The organism is Streptomyces sp. NBC_00249, from assembly GCF_026342355.1.
In the GTDB taxonomy this organism is placed as follows: Bacteria; Actinomycetota; Actinomycetes; order Streptomycetales; family Streptomycetaceae; genus Streptomyces.
Genome location: NZ_JAPEMV010000002.1, coordinates 1,074,751 through 1,094,594, shown reverse-complemented (window position 1 = coordinate 1,094,594; position 19,844 = coordinate 1,074,751). Strand labels below are relative to the sequence as shown.

General features: G+C 72.3%; 19 protein-coding genes. 17 read left to right on the top strand and 2 right to left on the bottom strand.

The window, feature by feature from the left end:
- The first annotated feature begins 14 nt into the window (after window positions 1–14).
- The 9 genes from rpsK to glmM all read left to right on the top strand — a co-directional run bounded on the left by rpsK (window position 15) and on the right by glmM (window position 8,842).
- On the top strand, window positions 15–419 hold the full coding sequence (gene rpsK / locus OOK31_RS13830; RefSeq protein WP_003956432.1) for a 30S ribosomal protein S11: 405 nt from the start codon (window positions 15–17) through the stop codon (window positions 417–419).
- A gap of 150 nt (window positions 420–569) precedes the next feature.
- Complete coding sequence (locus OOK31_RS13825) at window positions 570–1,592, top strand: DNA-directed RNA polymerase subunit alpha (RefSeq protein WP_008739666.1); 1,023 nt, start codon at window positions 570–572, stop codon at window positions 1,590–1,592.
- Between the two features lie 105 nt (window positions 1,593–1,697).
- Window positions 1,698–2,162 (top strand): 50S ribosomal protein L17, encoded by a 465-nt coding sequence (gene rplQ, locus OOK31_RS13820; RefSeq protein WP_267012754.1) that lies wholly within the window; start codon window positions 1,698–1,700, stop codon window positions 2,160–2,162.
- Window positions 2,163–2,258: 96 nt separating this feature from the next.
- Window positions 2,259–3,110 (top strand): tRNA pseudouridine(38-40) synthase TruA, encoded by an 852-nt coding sequence (gene truA, locus OOK31_RS13815; RefSeq protein WP_267012753.1) that lies wholly within the window; start codon window positions 2,259–2,261, stop codon window positions 3,108–3,110.
- 44 nt (window positions 3,111–3,154) lie between these two features.
- Window positions 3,155–4,783, top strand: coding sequence for an ABC-F family ATP-binding cassette domain-containing protein (locus OOK31_RS13810; protein WP_267012752.1), 1,629 nt, complete (start codon window positions 3,155–3,157; stop codon window positions 4,781–4,783).
- A gap of 74 nt (window positions 4,784–4,857) precedes the next feature.
- A complete protein-coding gene (locus OOK31_RS13805; RefSeq protein ID WP_267012751.1) occupies window positions 4,858–6,111 on the top strand; it encodes a glycosyltransferase family 87 protein in 1,254 nt (417 codons plus the stop codon).
- 234 nt (window positions 6,112–6,345) lie between these two features.
- The gene (gene rplM / locus OOK31_RS13800) at window positions 6,346–6,789 is read left to right on the top strand and encodes a 50S ribosomal protein L13 (RefSeq protein ID WP_073912858.1); all 444 of its coding nucleotides are present in this window, start codon (window positions 6,346–6,348) and stop codon (window positions 6,787–6,789) included.
- A gap of 42 nt (window positions 6,790–6,831) precedes the next feature.
- Entirely contained in the window at window positions 6,832–7,347 is a 516-nt protein-coding gene (rpsI, locus tag OOK31_RS13795; protein ID WP_267012750.1) for a 30S ribosomal protein S9, read from the top strand.
- A 136-nt stretch (window positions 7,348–7,483) separates the two neighbouring features.
- A complete protein-coding gene (gene glmM, locus OOK31_RS13790) occupies window positions 7,484–8,842 on the top strand; it encodes a phosphoglucosamine mutase (protein ID WP_267012749.1) in 1,359 nt (452 codons plus the stop codon).
- A 37-nt stretch (window positions 8,843–8,879) separates the two neighbouring features.
- Here the strand turns inward: glmM and OOK31_RS13785 are convergent, their stop codons facing one another.
- Window positions 8,880–9,851, bottom strand: coding sequence for a TIGR00341 family protein (locus tag OOK31_RS13785; protein WP_267012748.1), 972 nt, complete (start codon window positions 9,849–9,851; stop codon window positions 8,880–8,882).
- Window positions 9,852–9,867: 16 nt separating this feature from the next.
- Window positions 9,868–10,887: a type I pantothenate kinase gene (coaA, locus tag OOK31_RS13780; RefSeq protein WP_267012747.1), complete on the bottom strand. Its 1,020-nt coding sequence runs from the start codon at window positions 10,885–10,887 to the stop codon at window positions 9,868–9,870.
- 266 nt (window positions 10,888–11,153) lie between these two features.
- Between coaA and OOK31_RS13775 the strand changes: the two genes are divergently transcribed.
- The 8 genes from OOK31_RS13775 to tsaE all read left to right on the top strand — a co-directional run bounded on the left by OOK31_RS13775 (window position 11,154) and on the right by tsaE (window position 19,805).
- Window positions 11,154–11,933: a hypothetical protein gene (locus OOK31_RS13775; protein ID WP_267012746.1), complete on the top strand. Its 780-nt coding sequence runs from the start codon at window positions 11,154–11,156 to the stop codon at window positions 11,931–11,933.
- Window positions 11,934–11,938: 5 nt separating this feature from the next.
- Window positions 11,939–12,766, top strand: a complete 828-nt coding sequence (locus OOK31_RS13770; protein ID WP_267012745.1) for a hypothetical protein — start codon at window positions 11,939–11,941, stop codon at window positions 12,764–12,766.
- A 153-nt stretch (window positions 12,767–12,919) separates the two neighbouring features.
- Window positions 12,920–14,800, top strand: coding sequence for a glutamine--fructose-6-phosphate transaminase (isomerizing) (gene glmS, locus OOK31_RS13765; protein ID WP_267012744.1), 1,881 nt, complete (start codon window positions 12,920–12,922; stop codon window positions 14,798–14,800).
- Window positions 14,801–14,820: 20 nt separating this feature from the next.
- Window positions 14,821–15,192, top strand: a complete 372-nt coding sequence (locus OOK31_RS13760; protein WP_267012883.1) for a holo-ACP synthase — start codon at window positions 14,821–14,823, stop codon at window positions 15,190–15,192.
- Window positions 15,193–15,213: 21 nt separating this feature from the next.
- Window positions 15,214–16,626, top strand: a complete 1,413-nt coding sequence (locus OOK31_RS13755) for a bifunctional ADP-dependent NAD(P)H-hydrate dehydratase/NAD(P)H-hydrate epimerase (RefSeq protein ID WP_267012743.1) — start codon at window positions 15,214–15,216, stop codon at window positions 16,624–16,626.
- Window positions 16,627–16,955: 329 nt separating this feature from the next.
- Window positions 16,956–18,092 carry an alanine racemase gene (gene alr, locus OOK31_RS13750; RefSeq protein WP_267012742.1) on the top strand — a complete coding sequence of 379 codons (1,137 nt, stop codon included), beginning with the start codon at window positions 16,956–16,958 and terminating at the stop codon, window positions 18,090–18,092.
- Between the two features lie 17 nt (window positions 18,093–18,109).
- Window positions 18,110–19,285, top strand: a complete 1,176-nt coding sequence (locus OOK31_RS13745; RefSeq protein ID WP_267012741.1) for an alpha/beta fold hydrolase — start codon at window positions 18,110–18,112, stop codon at window positions 19,283–19,285.
- The gene (gene tsaE, locus OOK31_RS13740) at window positions 19,242–19,805 is read left to right on the top strand and encodes a tRNA (adenosine(37)-N6)-threonylcarbamoyltransferase complex ATPase subunit type 1 TsaE (protein ID WP_267012740.1); all 564 of its coding nucleotides are present in this window, start codon (window positions 19,242–19,244) and stop codon (window positions 19,803–19,805) included. The genes OOK31_RS13745 and tsaE overlap by 44 nt, the downstream gene beginning before the upstream one ends.
- The last annotated feature ends 39 nt before the right edge of the window (window positions 19,806–19,844 follow it).

Genomic DNA, 19,844 nt, shown 5'->3' with positions numbered 1-19,844 from the left:
CGTAGGAGTAAGAGATGCCCCCCAAGGGTCGTCAGGGCGCTGCCAAGAAGGTGCGCCGCAAGGAAAAGAAGAACGTCGCTCATGGGCACGCCCACATCAAGAGCACGTTCAACAACACCATCGTTTCGATCACCGACCCCTCGGGCAACGTGATCTCCTGGGCCTCCGCCGGCCACGTCGGCTTCAAGGGCTCGCGCAAGTCCACCCCCTTCGCCGCGCAGATGGCCGCCGAGTCGGCCGCCCGCCGCGCGCAGGAGCACGGCATGCGCAAGGTCGACGTCTTCGTCAAGGGTCCCGGCTCCGGCCGTGAGACCGCGATCCGCTCCCTCCAGGCCACCGGCCTCGAGGTCGGCTCGATCCAGGACGTCACCCCCACCCCGCACAACGGCTGCCGCCCGCCGAAGCGCCGCCGCGTCTGACGCAGCGGACGCACCTGTGCGTCTTTGAGTGTCCGGGCGGTGCGTTCCCTTCGCGGGGGACGTACCGCCCGTACCCTTGTAGTCCGCAGCCCCGTGCTGCACACCGTCGGGCGTCAAATAGTGGGCGTCCACGACTGAAGGAACACAGACATGCTTATCGCTCAGCGTCCCTCGCTGACCGAAGAGGTCGTCGACGAGTACCGCTCGCGGTTCGTGATCGAGCCGCTCGAGCCGGGCTTCGGCTACACCCTCGGCAACTCCCTGCGCCGTACGCTCCTGTCGTCCATCCCGGGTGCCGCTGTCACCAGCATCCGCGTGGACGGCGTCCTGCACGAGTTCACCACCGTGCCGGGCGTCAAGGAAGACGTCACCGACATCATCCTCAACATCAAGCAGCTGGTCGTCTCCTCGGAGCACGACGAGCCGGTCGTGATGTACCTGCGCAAGCAGGGTCCCGGCCTGGTCACCGCTGCTGACATCGCGCCCCCGGCCGGTGTCGAGGTGCACAACCCGGACCTGGTCCTCGCCACGCTCAACGGCAAGGGCAAGCTGGAGATGGAGCTGACCGTCGAGCGCGGTCGCGGCTACGTCTCCGCCGTCCAGAACAAGCAGCTGGGCCAGGAGATCGGTCGCATCCCGATCGACTCCATCTACAGCCCGGTCCTCAAGGTCACCTACAAGGTCGAGGCGACCCGAGTCGAGCAGCGCACCGACTTCGACAAGCTGATCGTCGACGTCGAGACCAAGCAGGCCATGCGCCCGCGTGACGCCATGGCGTCCGCCGGCAAGACCCTGGTCGAGCTGTTCGGTCTGGCCCGCGAGCTCAACATCGACGCCGAGGGCATCGACATGGGCCCCTCGCCGACGGACGCGGCCCTGGCCGCCGATCTGGCGCTGCCGATCGAGGAGCTCGAGCTCACGGTCCGCTCGTACAACTGCCTCAAGCGCGAGGGCATCCACTCCGTGGGTGAGCTCGTCGCCCGCTCCGAGGCCGACCTGCTCGACATCCGCAACTTCGGTGCGAAGTCGATCGACGAGGTCAAGGCGAAGCTGGCCGGCATGGGCCTGGCCCTCAAGGACAGCCCGCCCGGATTCGACCCGACCGCCGCGGCCGACGCGTTCGGCGCGGACGACGACGCGGATGCCGGTTTCGTCGAGACCGAGCAGTACTAGAAGAGCTTGTGGGGGGCTCACGCCCCCCACACCCCCCTCTCGCGACCGCCTGAGGGAACTGTCACCGGTACCTGACACGGCCGGTGCAGATTTGAAGGAGTAACAATGCCGCGTCCCGCAAAGGGTGCCCGCCTGGGCGGTTCCGCCGCGCACGAGAAGCACCTCCTCGCGAACCTCGCGAAGGCGCTCTTCGAGCACGGCCGCATCACCACCACCGAGGCCAAGGCCCGTCGCCTGCGTCCCTACGCCGAGCGTCTGGTCACCAAGGCCAAGAAGGGCGACATCCACAACCGTCGCCTGGTGCTGCAGACGATCACGGACAAGAGCATCGTGCACACGCTGTTCACCGAGATCGCCCCGCGCTACGAGAACCGCCCCGGTGGTTACACGCGCATCACCAAGATCGGCAACCGTCGTGGCGACAACGCCCCGATGGCCGTCATCGAGCTGGTCGAGGCCCTGACGGTCGCCCAGCAGGCCACTGGTGAGGCCGAGGCCGCCACCAAGCGCGCCGTGAAGGAGGCGGAGGCTGTCGAGGCTCCCGCCGCCGAGGAGACCAAGGAGGCCTGATCCCCTCCGGGATCACGCTGAACGGCTCTGAACGGGCCCGCCCCTTCCCGGGGCGGGCCCGTTCTGCATTCCCGCATCTCTGAGAGGATCTGTCACGTGAGTGACGAGGTGGAGCCCGGGCACGTCCGGGTGCGGCTGGACCTGTCGTACGACGGCAAGGACTTCTCCGGCTGGGCTAAGCAGCGGACGCTGCGGACCGTGCAGGGCGAGCTGGAGAGCGCCCTGCAGACCGTGATGAGGCTGGGGGAGCCCGTCGACCTGACCGTCGCCGGGCGCACCGACGCCGGGGTGCACGCGCGCGGGCAGGTCGCGCAGTTCGACCTGGCCGAGGAGGTGTGGGCCGAGCACCACGACAAGCTGCTGCGCCGCCTCGCGGGCCGCCTGCCGCACGACGTACGGGTGTGGCGGGCCGCCGAGGCCCCCGAGGGCTTCAACGCCCGCTTCTCGGCGATCTGGCGCCGCTACGCCTACCGCGTGGGCGACCACCAGGCCGGCGTGGACCCGCTGCGCCGCGGGCACGTGCTGTGGCACCAGTGGCCCCTGGACGTGGAGGCCATGAACGAGGCCGCCGCCGCGCTGCTGGGCGAGCACGACTTCGCCGCGTACTGCAAGAAGCGCGAGGGCGCCACGACCATCCGTACGCTCCAGCAGCTCAGCTGGGTGCGGGACGCGGACGGGATCGTCACGGCGACGGTGCGGGCCGACGCCTTCTGCCACAACATGGTCCGCTCGCTGGTCGGCGCGCTGCTGCACGTCGGTGACGGGCACCGGCCGGTGGAGTGGCCGGGGCAGGTGCTGGCCGCCGCCGTACGGGACTCCTCGGTGCACGTGGTGAAGCCGCACGGGCTCACCCTGGAGGAGGTCGGCTACCCGGCGGACGAGCTGCTGGCCGCCCGCAGCAAGGAGGCGCGGAACATGCGCACCCTGCCCGGGGCCGGCTGCTGCTGACCGCCGCCTAATCCGGTTGGGTGGATCGCCGCCGGACCGGGAGAATGCCCGGCATGGGACATCTCGAAGCCAACCACCTGGAGTACTACCTTCCCGACGGGCGGGTCCTGCTCCCCGACGTCTCCTTCCGCGTGGGGGAGGGGTCGGTGGTGGCCCTGGTGGGGGCGAACGGCGCCGGCAAGACCACCCTGCTCAAGCTGATCTCCGGCGAGCTCCAGCCGCACGGCGGCGGCGTCGCCATCAGCGGCGGGCTCGGGGTGATGTCGCAGTTCGTGGGCTCCGTCCGGGACGAGACGACCGTACGGGACCTGCTGGTGTCGGTGTCCCAGCCGCGGATCCGGGAGGCCGCCAAGGCCGTGGACCGGGCCGAGCACCTGATCCTCACGGTCGACGACGAGGCCGCGCAGATGGCGTACGCGCAGGCGCTCAGCGACTGGGCCGACGTCCAGGGCTACGAGGCGGAGACCCTGTGGGACGTCTGCACCATGGCCGCGCTGGCCATCCCGTACGACTCCGCGCAGTTCCGCGAGGTGCGCACCCTGTCGGGCGGTGAGCAGAAGCGGCTGGTCCTGGAGGCGCTGCTGCGCGGGCCCGACGAGGTGCTGCTCCTCGACGAGCCGGACAACTACCTGGACGTCCCGGGCAAGCGCTGGCTGGAGGAGCAGCTGAAGGCCACCCGCAAGACGGTGCTCTTCGTCTCCCACGACCGGGAGCTGCTCACCCAGGCTGCCGAGAAGATCATCAGCCTGGAGGCGAGCCCGACCGGCAGCGACGTGTGGGTGCACGGCGCCGGTTTCGGGACGTACCACGAGGCCCGCAAGGAGCGCTTCGCGCGCTTCGAGGAGCTCAAGCGGCGCTGGGACGAGGAGCACGCCCGCCTGAAGGCCCTGGTGCTGCGGCTGCGCAACCAGGCCGCCTCCAGCCCCGACATGGCCTCGCGGTACCGGGCGATGCAGACCCGCTTCCAGAAGTTCGAGGAGGCCGGCCCGCCGCCGGAGCCGCCGCGCGAGCAGGACATCCGGATGCGGCTCAAGGGCGGCCGGACCGGCGTGCGGGCGCTGACCGTGGAGAACCTGGAGCTCACGGGCCTGATGAAGCCGTTCTCCCTGGAGGTGTTCTACGGGGAGCGGGTCGCGGTCCTCGGCTCGAACGGCTCCGGCAAGTCGCACTTCCTGCGTCTGCTGGCCGGTGAGGACGTCAAGCACGCCGGCGACTGGAAGCTGGGCGCGCGGGTCCTCCCGGGCCACTTCGCGCAGACGCACGCGCACCCGGAGCTCTTCGGCCGCACCCTCGTCGACATCCTGTGGACGGAGGCGGCCAAGCCGCTGGGCCAGGCGATGGGCGCCCTGCGCCGCTACGAGCTGGAGCGCCAGGGCGAGCAGCCCTTCGAGAAGCTCTCCGGCGGCCAGCAGGCACGTTTCCAGATCCTGCTGCTGGAGCTGGCCGGCACCACGGCGCTGCTGCTGGACGAGCCGACGGACAACCTCGACCTGGAGTCGGCGGAGGCCCTCCAGGAAGGCCTGGAGGCGTACGACGGCACTGTGCTGTGCGTCACGCACGACCGCTGGTTCGCGCGCACATTTGACCGTTACCTGGTCTTCGGTTCGGACGGTGTCGTGCGGGAGACTCAGGAGCCCGTCTGGGACGAGCGGCGCGTCGAGCGCAAGCGCTGAGGCCGGGCGGCGGTTCTGACGCGGGCACGGTCGAGGGGGAGGGTGTTGTGGGGCTGCGGCCTAGCATCTGGTTCTTGAAGTGGGACCGTCCGTCCCCCGCCGACCGGCGGATCGCCTGGCTGCTGGAGCCGGCGCCGCGGTCCTGGCGGCTGGTCTCGCTCCTGATCCTCCTGACCGTCGCCGTCTCGACGAGCCTGCGGTCGAACTGGGGCTCGGACAACGCCTTCGTGGTCAAGGCGGCGGACGCGCTGCTCGCGGGGGTGTCCCCGTACGAGGACAAGCGCTTCCTGTACCTGCCCAGCGCCGTGCTCATGGCGGTCCCGGAGGCGCTGCTGCCGCAGGTGGTGCTGCGCTGGCTGCTGCCGCTCGGGATGACGGGGCTGGTGGGTCTGGGCTGGTGGGCGGCGCTGCGGCTGTTCTCGGTGCCGGTGCGCTCGCGGTTCGCGGTGGGGGGGCTCGGGCTGTTCGCCCTCGCCTACAAGCCGTATCTGAACCTCGTGCTGATCGGGAACTGGACGGCGGTCTCGGCGGCCGCCCTGCCGGTGGCCCTGCTGTGCGCGCACCGGCGGAACTGGGGCGCGGCCGGGCTGGTGGTGGGGCTGGCCATCGCCTGCAAGCCGATGCTGGTGCCGGTCGGGCTGCTGTTCGTGCTGGCCCGGCAGTGGCGGGGGCTGGCCGCGGCGGTGCTGGTGCCCGCCGGGATGTCGCTGGCGGGGGCGCTGCTGATGCCGAGCCCGACGCTGTTCTTCACCAAGACGCTGCCGTTCCTCTTCCAGGGGCAGGACGCCTACGCGCTGCCCTGGGACGCCTCGCCGATCGCGGTGCTGCCCCGGCTGGGGGTGCCGCAGCCGGTGGCGGTGGTGCTGGCGGGCGCGGCGGCGCTGGCCGGGCTGTGGGCCGTACGGGAGCGGTGGCGGCGTACGGACGACGCCGACGGCGGGGAGCTGCGGCTGGCGGAGACGGCCTGCATGGTGATGCTCGCCGCGTTCCTGGTGTCCCGGCCGTCCTTCGACCACTACCTGCTGGTGGTGCTGCCGCTGCTGCTGGCTTCGGGGGTGCGGGAGGGGTCGGCGCCGCGCTCGCCCTGGTTCTGGGCGGCCCTGGTGCCCCAGCTGGGGGGCATCCCGTGGCCCTCGGAGTTCGAGCACAAGCGGCGGGCGTTCCGCGACTGTCTGGCGCTGTGCGGGCTCGCGGGGCTCCTCGGGTGGCGTGCGTCGCCGTCCGGCCGGGTTACCCTGGAAGTCGTACGAACTACGGGGTCCCCACCCAGGACCGAACCGGAGTGCGCCGCTACCCCCGTCCAGACGGGATCGCGGACCGCGTTTTGACCCTTCCAGGTCTTCAGGGGTACCCTGCTGGTTCGTTATGCGTATTGGCTTGCTCATTCTCACGTGAATTTGCCTTACGCCGGTCCACCGGGCCGATGACCAGCGGTACACACGGGTTGCGTCCCCGATGTGAACCAGGGCTGTCGTGATCGTCCGTGGTGACCCATGTCAGGACCCGTCCCTCGGGCTCACCCCCCGGGGATGACCCACCACTGAAGAAGCGAAGGCATACGCGTGCGTACGTTCAGCCCCAAGCCCGGCGACATCTCGCGCCAGTGGCTCGTCATCGACGCCCAGGACGTTGTCCTCGGCCGTCTGGCGACCCAGGCCGCTGCCCTCCTGCGGGGTAAGCACAAGCCGACTTACGCCCCCCACATGGACATGGGCGACTTCGTCATCATCGTCAACGCCGACAAGGTTCACCTGTCCGGCAACAAGGCGACCCAGAAGATGGCGTACCGCCACTCCGGCTACCCGGGTGGTCTCCGCTCCGTGCGTTACGACGACCTCCTGGCGAACAACCCGGAGAAGGCCGTCGAGAAGGCCATCAAGGGCATGCTCCCCAAGAACACCCTGGGCCGTCAGATGCTCTCGAAGCTGAAGGTCTACTCGGGCGACCAGCACCCCCACGCTGCCCAGCAGCCGGTGCCGTTCGAGATCACCCAGGTCGCGCAGTAGTTCCGGCCACCCCCTAAGACGTAGAAAATTCTGAGGAGCATCGTGGCCGAGACCACCGCCGAGACCCCCGTCGAAGAGTTCGAGGGCGTCGAGGAGTACACCACCGAGTCCGAGGTCGTCGTCGAGGGCGACTACACCTCCGAGTCGCTTGCCGGCCGCTTCGGCGACCCCCAGCCGGCCGCCGGCCTGGGCCGTCGCAAGAACGCCATCGCCCGCGTCCGGATCGTTCCGGGCACCGGCAAGTGGAAGATCAACGGTCGCACCCTTGAGGACTACTTCCCCAACAAGGTGCACCAGCAGGAAGTCAACGAGCCCTTCAAGCTCCTCGAGCTTGACGGCCGCTACGACGTCATCGCCCGCATCTCGGGTGGCGGCGTCTCCGGCCAGGCCGGTGCCCTGCGCCTCGGTGTCGCCCGTGCGCTGAACGAGGCGGACGTGGACAACAACCGCCCGGCGCTGAAGAAGGCCGGCTTCCTCTCCCGCGACGACCGTGCGGTCGAGCGCAAGAAGGCCGGTCTCAAGAAGGCCCGTAAGGCTCCGCAGTACAGCAAGCGTTAATCTGCGCCTGCTGTTCTGCAACGAAACCGCCCCGGCAGCACTCTCTGTGCTGCCGGGGCGGTTCGTTTACCGCCATAAGCGGCACATACCTGTCACATGCGGTCACAAAGCGAAGCGTGAACTCGGGAGGACAACAGTGGGACGACTCTTCGGGACGGACGGTGTACGAGGCGTCGCCAACGCGGATCTGACGGCCGAGCTCGCGCTCGGCCTCTCCGTGGCGGCCGCGCACGTACTGGCCGAGGCGGGCACCTTCGCGGGCCACCGCGCCACGGCCGTCGTCGGCCGTGACCCCCGCGCGTCGGGCGAGTTCCTGGAGGCCGCGGTCGTCGCCGGCCTCGCCAGCGCCGGCGTGGACGTCCTGCGCGTCGGTGTGCTGCCCACCCCGGCGGTGGCGTACCTCACCGGTGCGCTGGGCGCCGACCTCGGCGTGATGCTGTCCGCCAGCCACAACGCGATGCCCGACAACGGCATCAAGTTCTTCGCGCGCGGCGGCCACAAGCTCGCCGACGACCTGGAAGACCGCATCGAGTCCGTCTACGAGGAGCACCGCACGGGCGCCCCCTGGGACCGGCCCACCGGTGACGGCGTCGGCCGCGTCTCCGACTACACCGAGGGCTTCGACAAGTACGTCGCCCACCTCATCGGGGTCCTCCCGAACCGTCTCGAAGGCCTCAAGGTCGTCCTCGACGAGGCTCACGGCGCGGCCGCCTACGTCTCGCCCGAGGCCTTCACCCGCGCGGGCGCGGAGATCGTCACGATCGGCGCCGAGCCCGACGGCCTGAACATCAACGACGGCTGCGGCTCCACCCACCTGGGCCTGCTGAAGGCCGCCGTCGTCGAGCACGGCGCCGACTTCGGCATCGCGCACGACGGTGACGCCGACCGCTGCCTGGCCGTGGACCACACCGGCGCCGAGGTCGACGGCGACCAGATCCTCGCGGTGCTCGCACTGGCCATGCGCGAGGCGGGCCAGCTGCGGGAGAACACCGTGGTCGGCACCGTCATGTCCAACCTGGGCTTCAAGCTGGCCATGGAGGGCGAGGGCATCCAGGTCGTGCAGACCGGTGTCGGCGACCGCTACGTGCTGGAGTCGATGAAGGAGCACGGCTACGCGCTGGGCGGCGAGCAGTCCGGCCACGTGATCATCCTCGACCACGCGACGACCGGCGACGGCACCCTGACCGGCCTGTTGCTGGCGGCGCGCGTCGCGGCCACCGGGCGCCCGCTGGCCGAGCTGGCCGGGGTCATGGAGCGGCTGCCGCAGGTCCTGATCAACGTCCCCGACGTGGACAAGTCCCGGGTCAGGACCTCCGGCGAGCTGGCCGCGGCCGTCGCCGACGCCGAGCGCGAGCTGGGCGCGACCGGCCGGGTACTGCTCCGTCCGTCCGGTACGGAGCCGCTCGTACGGGTGATGGTGGAGGCCGCCGACATCGAGCAGGCGCGCGCCGTCGCCGGCCGGCTGGCCGACGTCGTGAAATCGGCGCTGGGCTAGGCCGGCTCTTCCGGATCTCGCCCGGCCGCTCCGGCGGTCAGCGCTTCTTGAAGTTGTGCTGTGGCGCACCCGGCGGCCGGGTCATCCGGCCCTGCTGGGTGCGCCACAGCAGTTTCCAGCCGATGAGGGTGAGCGTGCCCGACAGGATGATGCCGCACAGGTTCAGCAGCAGCTGCAGCGCCGAACCCCACATCTGGCCGAACTCCCCGTAGCTGAGCGCCACGGCGGCATTGGCGGCGGCCGGCACGGTGGTCACCGAGATCGCCACGCCGACCAGCGCCCCGGACTTCGCCGAGGTCAGCGACAGCATCCCGGCCACGCCCGCCAGCAGCGCCACGACGAAGGAGAACGGGTCGGGCTGCCAGATGAAGCTGGTGTTCGGCCGGGGGTTGTCGAGCATCCCGGCGTGGAACAGCCCCAGCGCGTTCATGACCAGGCTGAACACGGTCGTGGCCACGATCGCCGCCGCGAAGCCGACCAGCAGGGCGAACATCGAGCGGGCGGCGAGCTTCGGCTCCCGCTGGACCAGACCCGTACAGATCCCGGCCAGCGGCCCGAACTCGGGACCCACCGCCATCGCGCCCACGATCAGGATCGCGTTGTCCAGGACCACACCGCAGGCGGCGATCATCGTGGCGACGATCAGGAACACGCTGAAGGTGATCGTGAGGGTCGACTCCTCGTGCGTGGACTCGGCCAGCTGCTCCCAGATCACCGCGTCGGCGGCCTCGCCCGGAGCCTCCTCCTCCGCCGCGTCCGCGCGCCGGGAGATCGACAGGTCGATGTTCTCGACGGCGATCGAGCCGGACTGACCGATGCCGAGCGTGCGCATCTCCTGGAGCAGCTCGTCGGCCGCCTCGCGGGCCACGTCGCACATGACCACGTCACCCTCGGGCTCACGGGCCGCGCCCGTCAGCACGACCAGGTGGGTGGTGCCGACCGTCTGGTCGATCAGCTCGACGACCTGTTCGGTGAGGTGGTGCGGGGTGATCATCCTCAGATGCAGCATGGCCGCACCCTAGTGCTCACAGCTTGCGCAGGCTCAGCTTCTGCACCTTGTGGTCCGGGCCCTTGCGCACGACCAGCGTGGCGCGGCCGCGGGTGGGGGCCACGTTCTCCAGGAGGTTGGGCTTGTTGATGGTCCGCCACATCGTCTGCGCGTACTCCAGGGCCTCCTCCTCGGAGACCTGGGTGTACTTGCGGAAGTAGGAGAACGGGTTCTGGAACGCGGTCTCGCGCAGCTTGCGGAAGCGGCCCAGGTACCAGCGCTCGATGTCCTCGGGGCGGGCGTCCACGTACACGCTGAAGTCGAAGTAGTCGGCGAGACCGACCCTGGTCCGGCCGTCCTTGCCGGGCAGCGCGGGCTGCAGGACGTTCAGGCCCTCGACGATCAGGATGTCGGGGCGGCGCACGACGAGCTTCTCGTCGGGGACGATGTCGTAGATCAGGTGCGAGTAGACCGGGGCCGTGACCTCGTCCTTGCCCGCCTTGATGTCCGCGACGAAGCGGGTCAGCGCGCGCCGGTCGTAGGACTCCGGGAAGCCCTTGCGGGAGGTCAGGCCGCGGCGCTGGAGCTCCTTCATCGGGTACAGGAAGCCGTCCGTGGTGACCAGCTCCACGCGCGGGTGCTCCGGCCAGCGGGCCAGCAGGGCCTGGAGCAGACGGGCCACGGTGGACTTGCCGACGGCGACGGAACCGGCGACCCCTATGACGAAGGGGGTGCCCTGCTGGGCGCCGTGGCCGTTGGCGGCGTCGCCCAGGAAGGTGTTCACGGTGCCGCGCAGGGTGCTCGTGGCGCCGACGTACAGGTTGAGGAGGCGCGAGAGCGGGAGGTAGACGTCCCGTACCTCGTCGAGGTCGATGACATCGCCGAGGCCGCGCAGCCGCTCGACCTCCTCCGCGGTGAGCGGCAGGGGCGTGCGCTCGCGCAGGGCGCTCCACTCGGCGCGGGTCAGGTCGACGTACGGGGAGGCGTCGGGAGCCCGGCGGGGGCCGGTGCGCTCCGTTGCGCGGTCCGGCGTGCAACGCGTCGGCGATGTGATCACACCGCCATTGTCGGGGCTCGGGGGCGGTTGTGGGTGGTGGGGTCGGTCACGTGGGCGGGGGAGAGCGGGCAGGGGCGGGTGGGGGCCGGGGACGGAGGGTTGTACGCGAGCAGGTATCGATCGGAAGCCTGCGGAGTCTCGTGCGGATCACGATTCGGGGGCCGCGCCAAAAATGCCGATCACGCGATCGAAGCGGGGCGTACATTGTTCGCACCGCCGTGCCGATCTGCGCTGCGCTGTGTCCGTTTCCCGGGGGAGTTCCTTTCGTGCGTACCGCTCTTGTCCGTCGTTCCGTCCTGGCCGCTTCCGCGGTGTCCCTGAGCCTGCTGGCCACCGCCTGCGGCTCCGACTCGGACACCAAGGCCGACGCGAAGCCGGAGGGCAAGCCCGCCGCCTCGGCGAGCGCCCCGGCCGCGGGTGCGAAGGCGAAGTCGGCGGCGGAGCTGACCGCGCTGCTCGTCGCCCAGGCCGACCTGCCGGAGTTCACCGTCGAGGAGGACAAGGCCGCCAAGGCCGGGCAGGCGCAGAAGTACGAGGGCGACAAGGCCGACTGCAAGCCGGTGATCCAGCTCCAGAGCTACAAGGCGCTCGGCACCCCCGTCGGCACCGCGGGCATCGCGGCCCTGGAGAAGCCGAAGAAGCCGGCCGACAACGCGACCGTCGAGGAGAAGCTCGACGCGATCAAGGGCGGCCTCAGCATCACCCGTACGTCGGTGATCCTCAGCTCCTACGACGGCAAGGGCGCCGAGGAGGCCTTCGCCGCGCTGAAGACCGCGACCACGGCCTGCGCCGCCGGCTACACGGTCACCGTCGACGGGGAGCCCACCAAGGTCGAGAAGGTCGCCCCCTCCGCCCCGGTCACCGCCGGTGACGAGGCCCTCGCCTTCAACACGGTGCTGGACCTGAAGGACGGCGACAAGAACACCATGCAGTTCGTCGTCGTGCGCAAGGGCAACACCCTGGCCAGCTTCTTCTCCGTCAGCGTGGCCGGTACGGCCACCCAGCCGAAGCCGGTCGTCGAGGCGCAGGCCAAGAAGATCGGCTGACGCGGGTGGGGGGACCGGTACGGCTACGACGTACCTTCACGAGCGGGGCGGCGGTGCCGCTGACCTGGCACGCGCCGCTCCTGCCGCTTCTTCTGCTGCCGCCGCTGGCCGTGCTGGCCGCCGGGTGCGCGCCCGCGGCCGGGGCAGCCACGGGCGGGCCCTCCGGCTCCGCCGTGGTCTCCGCCTCCCTGCCGAAGGCCCGCGGGGCGGACGGGCAGCCGGCCGCCGCGGTCCTCGCGCAGGGGGACCTGGGGGGACACCTGATCACCGCCGGGACGCAGGACGGCGCCCTGCCCGGCGTCGACCGGCCCGAGTGCCGGGCGCTGGCCTACGCGGCCGTCGGCTTCCTGCCGGCCGGGCGCACCGGCTGGGCCCGGGCCTCCGTGGTGGCCGAATCGCTGCCGCTGCCCGCCGGAGCCACCGAGCGCGAGCGCGGGCAGGCCGCGCTGGACGCCGCCAGCTCGACCGTGACGGTGGTGACCCTCGGCTCGTACGCGGGCGACCGCGCCGGGGAGCACCTCGCCGAGGTCCGGGCCGCGGGCCCGGCCTGCGAGGGGGGCTACTCCGCGACCGGTGGCGGCAGGACGGTGCGGGTGACCGAGGTCGTCCCGGTCGCCGTACCCACCGGGTCCGGGGCCGGAGTGGGCGCGGGACGTGCCGACGAGGCCGTCGCGTACTCCGTGCGGGCCGAGTCGGGCGGGGAGAGCTACGAGACCGAGGTCGTGGTGGCCCGCAAGGGCGGCACCCTCGTGAACTTCTACGCGGCCCGGCCGTCCGGTGAGGTCGACCTGCCGGGTGCCGTGGTCGACGCGCAGGTGGGCAAGCTCGGCTGAGCACGCGTCACGGCGTGCGCAGCGGCGTGCTTCACGGCGTGCGCAGGGCCGTTCGAACGACCGTCAACCCCGCTCCGGCGCATTCGCCGGAGCGGGGTTTTCGTCTTGTTCAGGTACCGGGCGGACGGCCGGCCACGGCGTACGCTGCGGCCTATGTGCGGAATTGTGGGTTACGTAGGAGCGCAGTCGGCGCTCGATGTGGTCATCGCCGGACTGAAGCGGCTGGAGTACCGCGGCTACGACTCGGCGGGTGTCGCCGTCCTCGCCGACGGGGGCCTCGCCAACGTCAAGAAGGCCGGCAAGCTGGTCAACCTGGAGAAGGAACTCGTCGGGCACCCGCTGCCGTTCGGCTCCACGGGACTCGGGCACACGCGGTGGGCGACCCACGGCGGTCCCACCGACGTCAACGCCCATCCCCACCTGGACAACTCCGGGCGGGTGGCCGTCGTGCACAACGGCATCATCGAGAACTTCGCCGCGCTGCGCGCCGAACTGGCCGGGCGCGGGCACCGGCTGGAGTCCGAGACGGACACCGAGGTCGTGGCGCACCTGCTGGCGGAGCACTTCGCGGAGCTCGCGCCCGGGGCCGGGGCCCGGGAGGCCGGCGGCGGTCGGCTCGCGGAGGCGATGCGGCAGGTGTGCCGGCGGCTGGAGGGCGCCTTCACGCTGGTCGCCGTGCACGCCGACGAACCGGACGTGGTGGTCGGCGCCCGCCGGAACTCCCCCCTGGTGGTGGGCGTTGGAGAGGGTGAGAACTTCCTCGCCTCGGACGTGGCCGCGTTCATCGCCCACACCCGGTCCGCGATCGAGCTGGGGCAGGACCAGGTCGTCGAGCTCCGCCGCGACGGGGTCTCGGTGACCGGCTTCGACGGTGCGCCCGCGCAGGTGCGCGCGTACCACGTGGACTGGGACGCCTCGGCGGCCGAGAAGGGGGGATACGACTACTTCATGCTCAAGGAGATCGCCGAGCAGCCGAAGGCTGTCGCCGACACCCTTCTGGGCAGGATCGACGCGAGCGGCCTGCTGACCCTCGACGAGGTGCGCATCCCCGACTCGGTGCTGCGCGAGGTCGACAAGGTCGTGATCGTGGCGTGCGGTACGGCGTACCACGCGGGCATGATCGCGAAGCTGGCCATCGAGCACTGGACCCGCATCCCGTGCGAGACGGAGCTGGCCAGCGAGTTCCGCTACCGCGACCCGATCCTGGACCAGCGGACGCTGGTGATCGCGATCTCGCAGTCCGGCGAGACCATGGACACCCTCATGGCGCTGCGGCACGCGCGCGAGCAGGGCGCCAAGGTGCTGGCCGTCTGCAACACGAACGGGTCGACGATCCCGCGCGAATCGGACGCCGTGCTGTACACGCACGCCGGTCCCGAGGTCGCCGTCGCCTCGACGAAGGCGTTCCTGACGCAACTGGTCGCCTGCTACCTGGTCGCCCTGTACCTCGGGCAGGTACGGGGCACGAAGTGGGGCGACGAGATCCAGGCGGTGATCCGCGAACTGTCGGACATCGCCGCGGCCGTGGACACCGTCCTGGAGACGATGGAGCCCGTACGGGCCCTCGCGCGCTCCCTCGCCGACAAGAACACCGTGCTGTTCCTGGGGCGGCACGTCGGCTACCCGGTGGCACTGGAAGGCGCGCTCAAGCTCAAGGAGCTCGCGTACATGCACGCCGAGGGCTTCGCGGCGGGCGAGCTGAAGCACGGACCGATCGCACTGATCGAGAAGGACCTCCCGGTGGTCGTGGTCGTCCCCTCGCCGCGCGGCCGTTCGGTCCTGCACGACAAGATCGTGTCGAACATCCAGGAGATCCGGGCGCGCGGGGCGCGGACCATCGTGATCGCGGAGGAGGGCGACGAGACGGTCGTCCCCTACGCCGACCACCTGATCCGGATCCCGGCCACCCCGACCCTGCTCCAGCCGCTGGTGGCGACGGTGCCGCTGCAGGTGTTCGCGTGCGAGCTGGCCACGGCGCGCGGCAACGAGGTGGACCAGCCGCGTAATCTCGCCAAGTCGGTGACGGTGGAGTAGTTGGCGTAGACGGGGTTGTTCTGGTGATCGTCGGTGTGGGGATTGACGTTGCGGAGATCGAGCGGTTCGGCGCCGCGCTGGAGCGGACGCCGAGCCTGGCCCAGCGGCTCTTCCTCGACTCCGAGATGACCCTGCCGAGCGGCGAGCGGCGCGGAACCGCCTCGCTCGCCGCCCGGTTCGCGGCCAAGGAAGCACTGGCCAAGGCGCTCGGCGCGCCCGCCGGGCTGCTGTGGACCGACGCAGAGGTGTACGTCGAGGAGACGGGGCAGCCCCGGCTGCGCGTGTCCGGGACGGTCGAAGCGCGGGCGAAGGCCCTCGGGGTGACGTCCTGGCACATCTCCCTCAGCCACGACGCCGGCGTCGCGTCCGCCGTGGTCATCGCCGAGGGATAGCCCTTCGGGCACGCTGGTGCCATGCGTACTGCTTACAGCGTGGAGACCGTACGGGCCGCCGAGCGCGAGCTGATGGCACGGCTGCCGCAGGGCGCCCTGATGGCGCGCGCGGCCGCCGGGCTGGCCGCCGTGTGCGCGGGGCTCCTCGGGCGGGTGTACGGATCCCGGGTGGTCCTGCTGGTCGGACCCGGGGACAACGGCGGCGACGCCCTGTACGCGGGCGCGCGCCTCGCCCGGCGCGGGGCCGGGGTGACGGCCGTACCGCTGGACCCCGAGCGCGTGCACCCCGGCGGGCTCGCCACGCTGCGGGCCGCCGGAGGCCGCCTCGCGGACTCCGTCCCGGCCCGGGCCGACCTCGTACTCGACGGGCTCGTCGGCATCGGCGGGCGCGGCGGACTGCGCCCGGCGGCCGCGGCCCTGGCCGGGCGGATCCCCGCCGGGGCGGTCGTCGTCGCGGTGGACCTGCCCAGCGGGGTCGACGCGGACACCGGGGAGGTCGCGGGCCCGGCGGTGTCGGCCGATGTCACGGTCACCTTCGGCGCGTACAAGCCGGGGCTGCTGATCGACCCCGGGGCCTCGCGGGTGGGCGCCGTACGGCTCGTCGGCATCGGGCTCGAACTGCCCTCCTCCCCCGACGCGGAGGCCCTGCAGCACGCCGACGTCGCGGCGCTGCTCCCCGCGCCGACGGCGTCCAGCGACAAGTACCGGCGGGGCGTCGTCGGGATCGTCGCCGGGTCGGAGCAGTACCCGGGCGCGGCGGTGCTGGCCGTGGCCGGGGCACTGCGGGGCGGCGCGGGCGCGGTGCGGTACGTCGGCCCGGCGGCGGACGCCGTACTGGCGCACTACCCCGAAGTGCTCGTCGGGCGGGGCCGGGTGCAGGCCTGGGTGGTCGGCCCGGGGCTCGGCGCCGGGCGCGCCGCGGAGGTCGCGGGGGCGCTCGCCGACCGGGACGTACCGGTGCTGGTGGACGCGGACGGGCTGCGCGGGCTGGACCCCGAGGTGGTGCGGGGGCGCCGGGCGGCGACCCTGCTGACCCCGCACGCGGGGGAGGCGGCGGCGCTGCTCGGGGTGCCGAGGGAAGCGGTCGAGGCCGGGCGGCTGGCCGCCGTACGGGAGCTGGCCGGGCGGTACGGGGCGGCCGTGCTGCTGAAGGGGTCGACGACGCTGGTGTCCGGCGGGGGTGCGGGCTCGGCCGGTCCCGTGCGGGTCAACCCGACCGGGACGCCGTGGCTGGCCACCGCCGGGAGCGGGGACGTGCTGTCCGGGCTGGCCGGGTCGCTGCTGGCGGCGGGGCTGGGCGGGGCCGATGCGGGCGCGGTGGCCGCGTATCTGCACGGGCTGGCCGGGCGGCGGGGCGCCGGCGGGGCGCCGGTGCTGGCCCATGAGGTGGCCGGCGCGCTGCCGGGCGCCTGGCGCGACGTCGCGGGGGTGTGAGGCCGTCCGGGGTGCGGGGCCCGTGCCGGGGGCGGGTGGGTGCCGCTGCGCGGGCTGACTCCCCGCCCCGCCCTTCCTCCGTTCGCCGGGCTGCGCCCGGACCCCGGCCGGTGCGGCGCCGTTGCCAGGGGCTCCGCCCCCGGACCCCCGCGCCCCAAACGCCGGCGGGGCTGGATCGGGGCGGCGAGCTGGAGGGGTGCGGCGGGGTGGAGGGGTAGCGGGGCCGGGTTTCGGGCGGCCGGGCTGGATCGGGGCGGCGGGGCCGGGGTGTGGGGCTGGGGGTGTGGGCAGATCAGGGGGTAGGTGGGGGTTCTGAGAGACTGTGCGCGATGAACGAGACAGCGATGCGCGTGTACGCCGAGATCGATCTTGACGCCGTGCGGCACAACGTACGCGCCCTGCGCGCGCGGGCGCCGCGGGCCCAGCTGATGGCCGTCGTCAAGGCGGACGCCTACGGGCACGGGGCCGTCCCGTGTGCCCGCGCCGCCCAGGAGGCCGGCGCCACGTGGCTCGCGACCGCCACCCCCGACGAGGCGCTCGCCCTGCGCGCCGCCGGGATCGAGGGGCGGATGCTGTGCTGGCTCTGGACCCCCGGCGGGCCCTGGCGGGAGGCCGTCGAGGCCGACATCGACGTCTCGGTGAGCGCCCTGTGGGCCCTGCGCGAGGTCCGCGAGGCCGCGCGCGCGGCCGGCCGTACCGCCCGGATCCAGCTGAAGGCCGACACCGGCCTCGGCCGCAACGGCTGCCAGCCCGCCGACTGGGCCGAGCTGGTCGGCGAGGCCGTCGCCGCCCAGGCCGAGGGCAGCGTCCGGGTCACCGGCGTCTGGTCGCACTTCGCGTGCGCCGACGAGCCCGGCCACCCCTCCATCCAGCTCCAGCTCTCCGCCTTCCGCGACATGCTCGCCTACGCGGAGAAGGAGGGGGTCGACCCCGAGGTCCGGCACATCGCCAACTCGCCCGCGACCCTCACCCTCCCCGAGAGCCACTTCGACCTCGTCCGCCCCGGCCTCGCCCTGTACGGCGTCTCGCCCGCGCCCGAGCTCGGCACCCCCGCCCAGCTCGGCCTGCGTCCCGCCATGCGGCTCAAGGCCACCCTCGCGCTGGTCAAGACCGTCCCCGCCGGGCACGGGGTGAGCTACGGCCACCACTACGTCACCGGGTCCGAGACCCGTCTCGCCCTCGTCCCCGCCGGTTACGCCGACGGCCTTCCGCGCGCCGCCTCCGGCCGCGGCCCGGTCCTGATCGGCGGCAAGGTCCGCCACGCCGCCGGCCGGATCGCGATGGACCAGTTCGTCGTCGACCTGGGCGAGGACCTCGCCCGCGAGGGCGACGAGGCCGTCCTCATCGGCGACGCCGAACGCGGCGAACCCACCGCCGAGGACTGGGCTCAAGCGGCGCACACGATCGGGTATGAGATCGTCACCCGTATCGGAGGTCGGGTGCCCCGGGTGTACCTGGGCGGCTGAGTGAGGACGGCGACGTCGTGAGCGAGAACTGGCGCAAGGCCGGCTGGGCGGGCGCCGCCATCGGTGTCATAGCGGCGGGCGCCGCGGCCGGTGTCGCGGTCGAACGGATCACCGTGGGCCGCGGCATCCGCATGAAGGCGCGCCTCGCGCTGGACGCGACCGGGGACTACGGCTCCCTGCGCGGCACCGAGGGCAGCTGCCGGGCCGAGGACGGCACCGAGCTGTACTACGAGGTCGACGAACTGCCCGAGCCCGACGGCCGCAAGCGGCGGCTGCGGCGCAAGGCCCCGCCCGAGCCCACCGTCGTCTTCTGCCACGGCTACTGCCTGAGCCAGGACTCCTGGCACTTCCAGCGCGCCGCCCTGCGCGGAGTGCTCCGCTCCGTCTACTGGGACCAGCGCAGCCACGGCCGCAGCATGCGCGGCCTCGCCCAGGCCGACGGCGAGCCGCTGACCATCGACCAGCTCGGCCGCGACCTCAAGGCCGTCATCGACGCCACCACCCCCGAGGGCCCGCTCGTCCTCGTCGGCCACTCCATGGGCGGGATGACCGTCATGGCCCTCGCCGACCAGTTCCCGGAGCTGGTGCGCGACCGCGTGCTCGGAGTGGCCCTGGTCGGCACCTCCAGCGGCGGCCTGGACGAGGTGACGTACGGGCTGCCCTCCGTCGGCGTGGGCGCGCTGCGCCGCCTGGTGCCCGGGGTGCTCAAGGCCCTCGGCTCCCAGGTGGAACTGGTGGAGAAGGGCCGCCGGGCCACCGCCGACCTCTTCGCCGGCATGATCAAGATGTACTCGTTCGGCTCCGAGGACGTGGACCCGGCCGTCGCGCGCTTCGCCGAGCGGCTGATCGAGGCCACCCCCATCGACGTGGTCGCCGAGTTCTACCCGGCCTTCCAGACCCACGACAAGACCGCCGCCCTCCAGCGGTTCGCGGACGTCCCCGTCACCGTCGTCGCGGGCGACCGGGACATGATCACCCCGCCCGGGCACAGCGTCGTCGTCAAGGAACAGCTGCCGGCCGCCGAGCTGGTGGTGCTGGAGAACACCGGGCACCTGATGATGCTGGAGCGCCCGGACACCGTGACCGAGCTGCTGACCGGCCTGCTGGCCCGCGCCGGAGCCCTGCCCGCAGCGGCTAACGTTGGGGCGCATGGAAGAAGTACCGCGGGAAGCGCCGCGCAGCCCGGCGGCTGAGGTCCTGGCCGAGGCCGCCGCCGAAACCCTGATCACCGTCGACTCGCCCGCCTCCATGCAGGAGCTGGGCCGTCGCATCGCCGGCCTGCTGCGCCCCGGCGACCTCGTCCTGCTGACCGGCGAGCTCGGCGCGGGCAAGACCACCCTGACCCGCGGCCTGGGCGAGGGACTGGGCGTGCGGGGGGCCGTGACCTCCCCGACCTTCGTGATCGCCCGGGTGCACCCGCCGCTGGGCGGAGGTCCGGCGCTGGTGCACGTGGACGCGTACCGGCTCGGAGGCGGGCTGGAGGAGATGGAGGACCTGGACCTCGACGTCTCGCTGCCCGAGTCCGTGGTCGTCGTCGAGTGGGGCGACGGCAAGGTGGAGGAGCTCTCCGACGACCGGCTGCACGTGGTCATCGGGCGGGCGGTCGGCCACGAGGAGGTCCTGGACGACGTGCGCGAGGTCGCGGTGCGCGGCATCGGCGCGCGCTGGGCCGCGGCCGGGCTGGAGGACCTGGCGGGGCAGACCGCGCGGTAGGCCCGGGGCGGCTCGCGGGGAAACGTACCGACAAGGCGT

Bases quoted from the DNA above. Each gene is read 5' to 3' on its own strand.
- tsaE (WP_267012740.1), top strand. From the start codon at position 19,242: ATGGAAGAAGTACCGCGGGAAGCGCCGCGCAGCCCGGCGGCTGAGGTC.
- glmS (WP_267012744.1), top strand. From the start codon at position 12,920: ATGTGCGGAATTGTGGGTTACGTAGGAGCGCAGTCGGCGCTCGATGTG.
- alr (WP_267012742.1), top strand. From the start codon at position 16,956: ATGAACGAGACAGCGATGCGCGTGTACGCCGAGATCGATCTTGACGCC.
- OOK31_RS13785 (WP_267012748.1), bottom strand. From the start codon at position 9,851: ATGCTGCATCTGAGGATGATCACCCCGCACCACCTCACCGAACAGGTC.
- OOK31_RS13755 (WP_267012743.1), top strand. From the start codon at position 15,214: ATGCGTACTGCTTACAGCGTGGAGACCGTACGGGCCGCCGAGCGCGAG.
- rpsK (WP_003956432.1), top strand. From the start codon at position 15: ATGCCCCCCAAGGGTCGTCAGGGCGCTGCCAAGAAGGTGCGCCGCAAG.
- OOK31_RS13825 (WP_008739666.1), top strand. From the start codon at position 570: ATGCTTATCGCTCAGCGTCCCTCGCTGACCGAAGAGGTCGTCGACGAG.
- rplQ (WP_267012754.1), top strand. From the start codon at position 1,698: ATGCCGCGTCCCGCAAAGGGTGCCCGCCTGGGCGGTTCCGCCGCGCAC.
- OOK31_RS13810 (WP_267012752.1), top strand. From the start codon at position 3,155: ATGCCCGGCATGGGACATCTCGAAGCCAACCACCTGGAGTACTACCTT.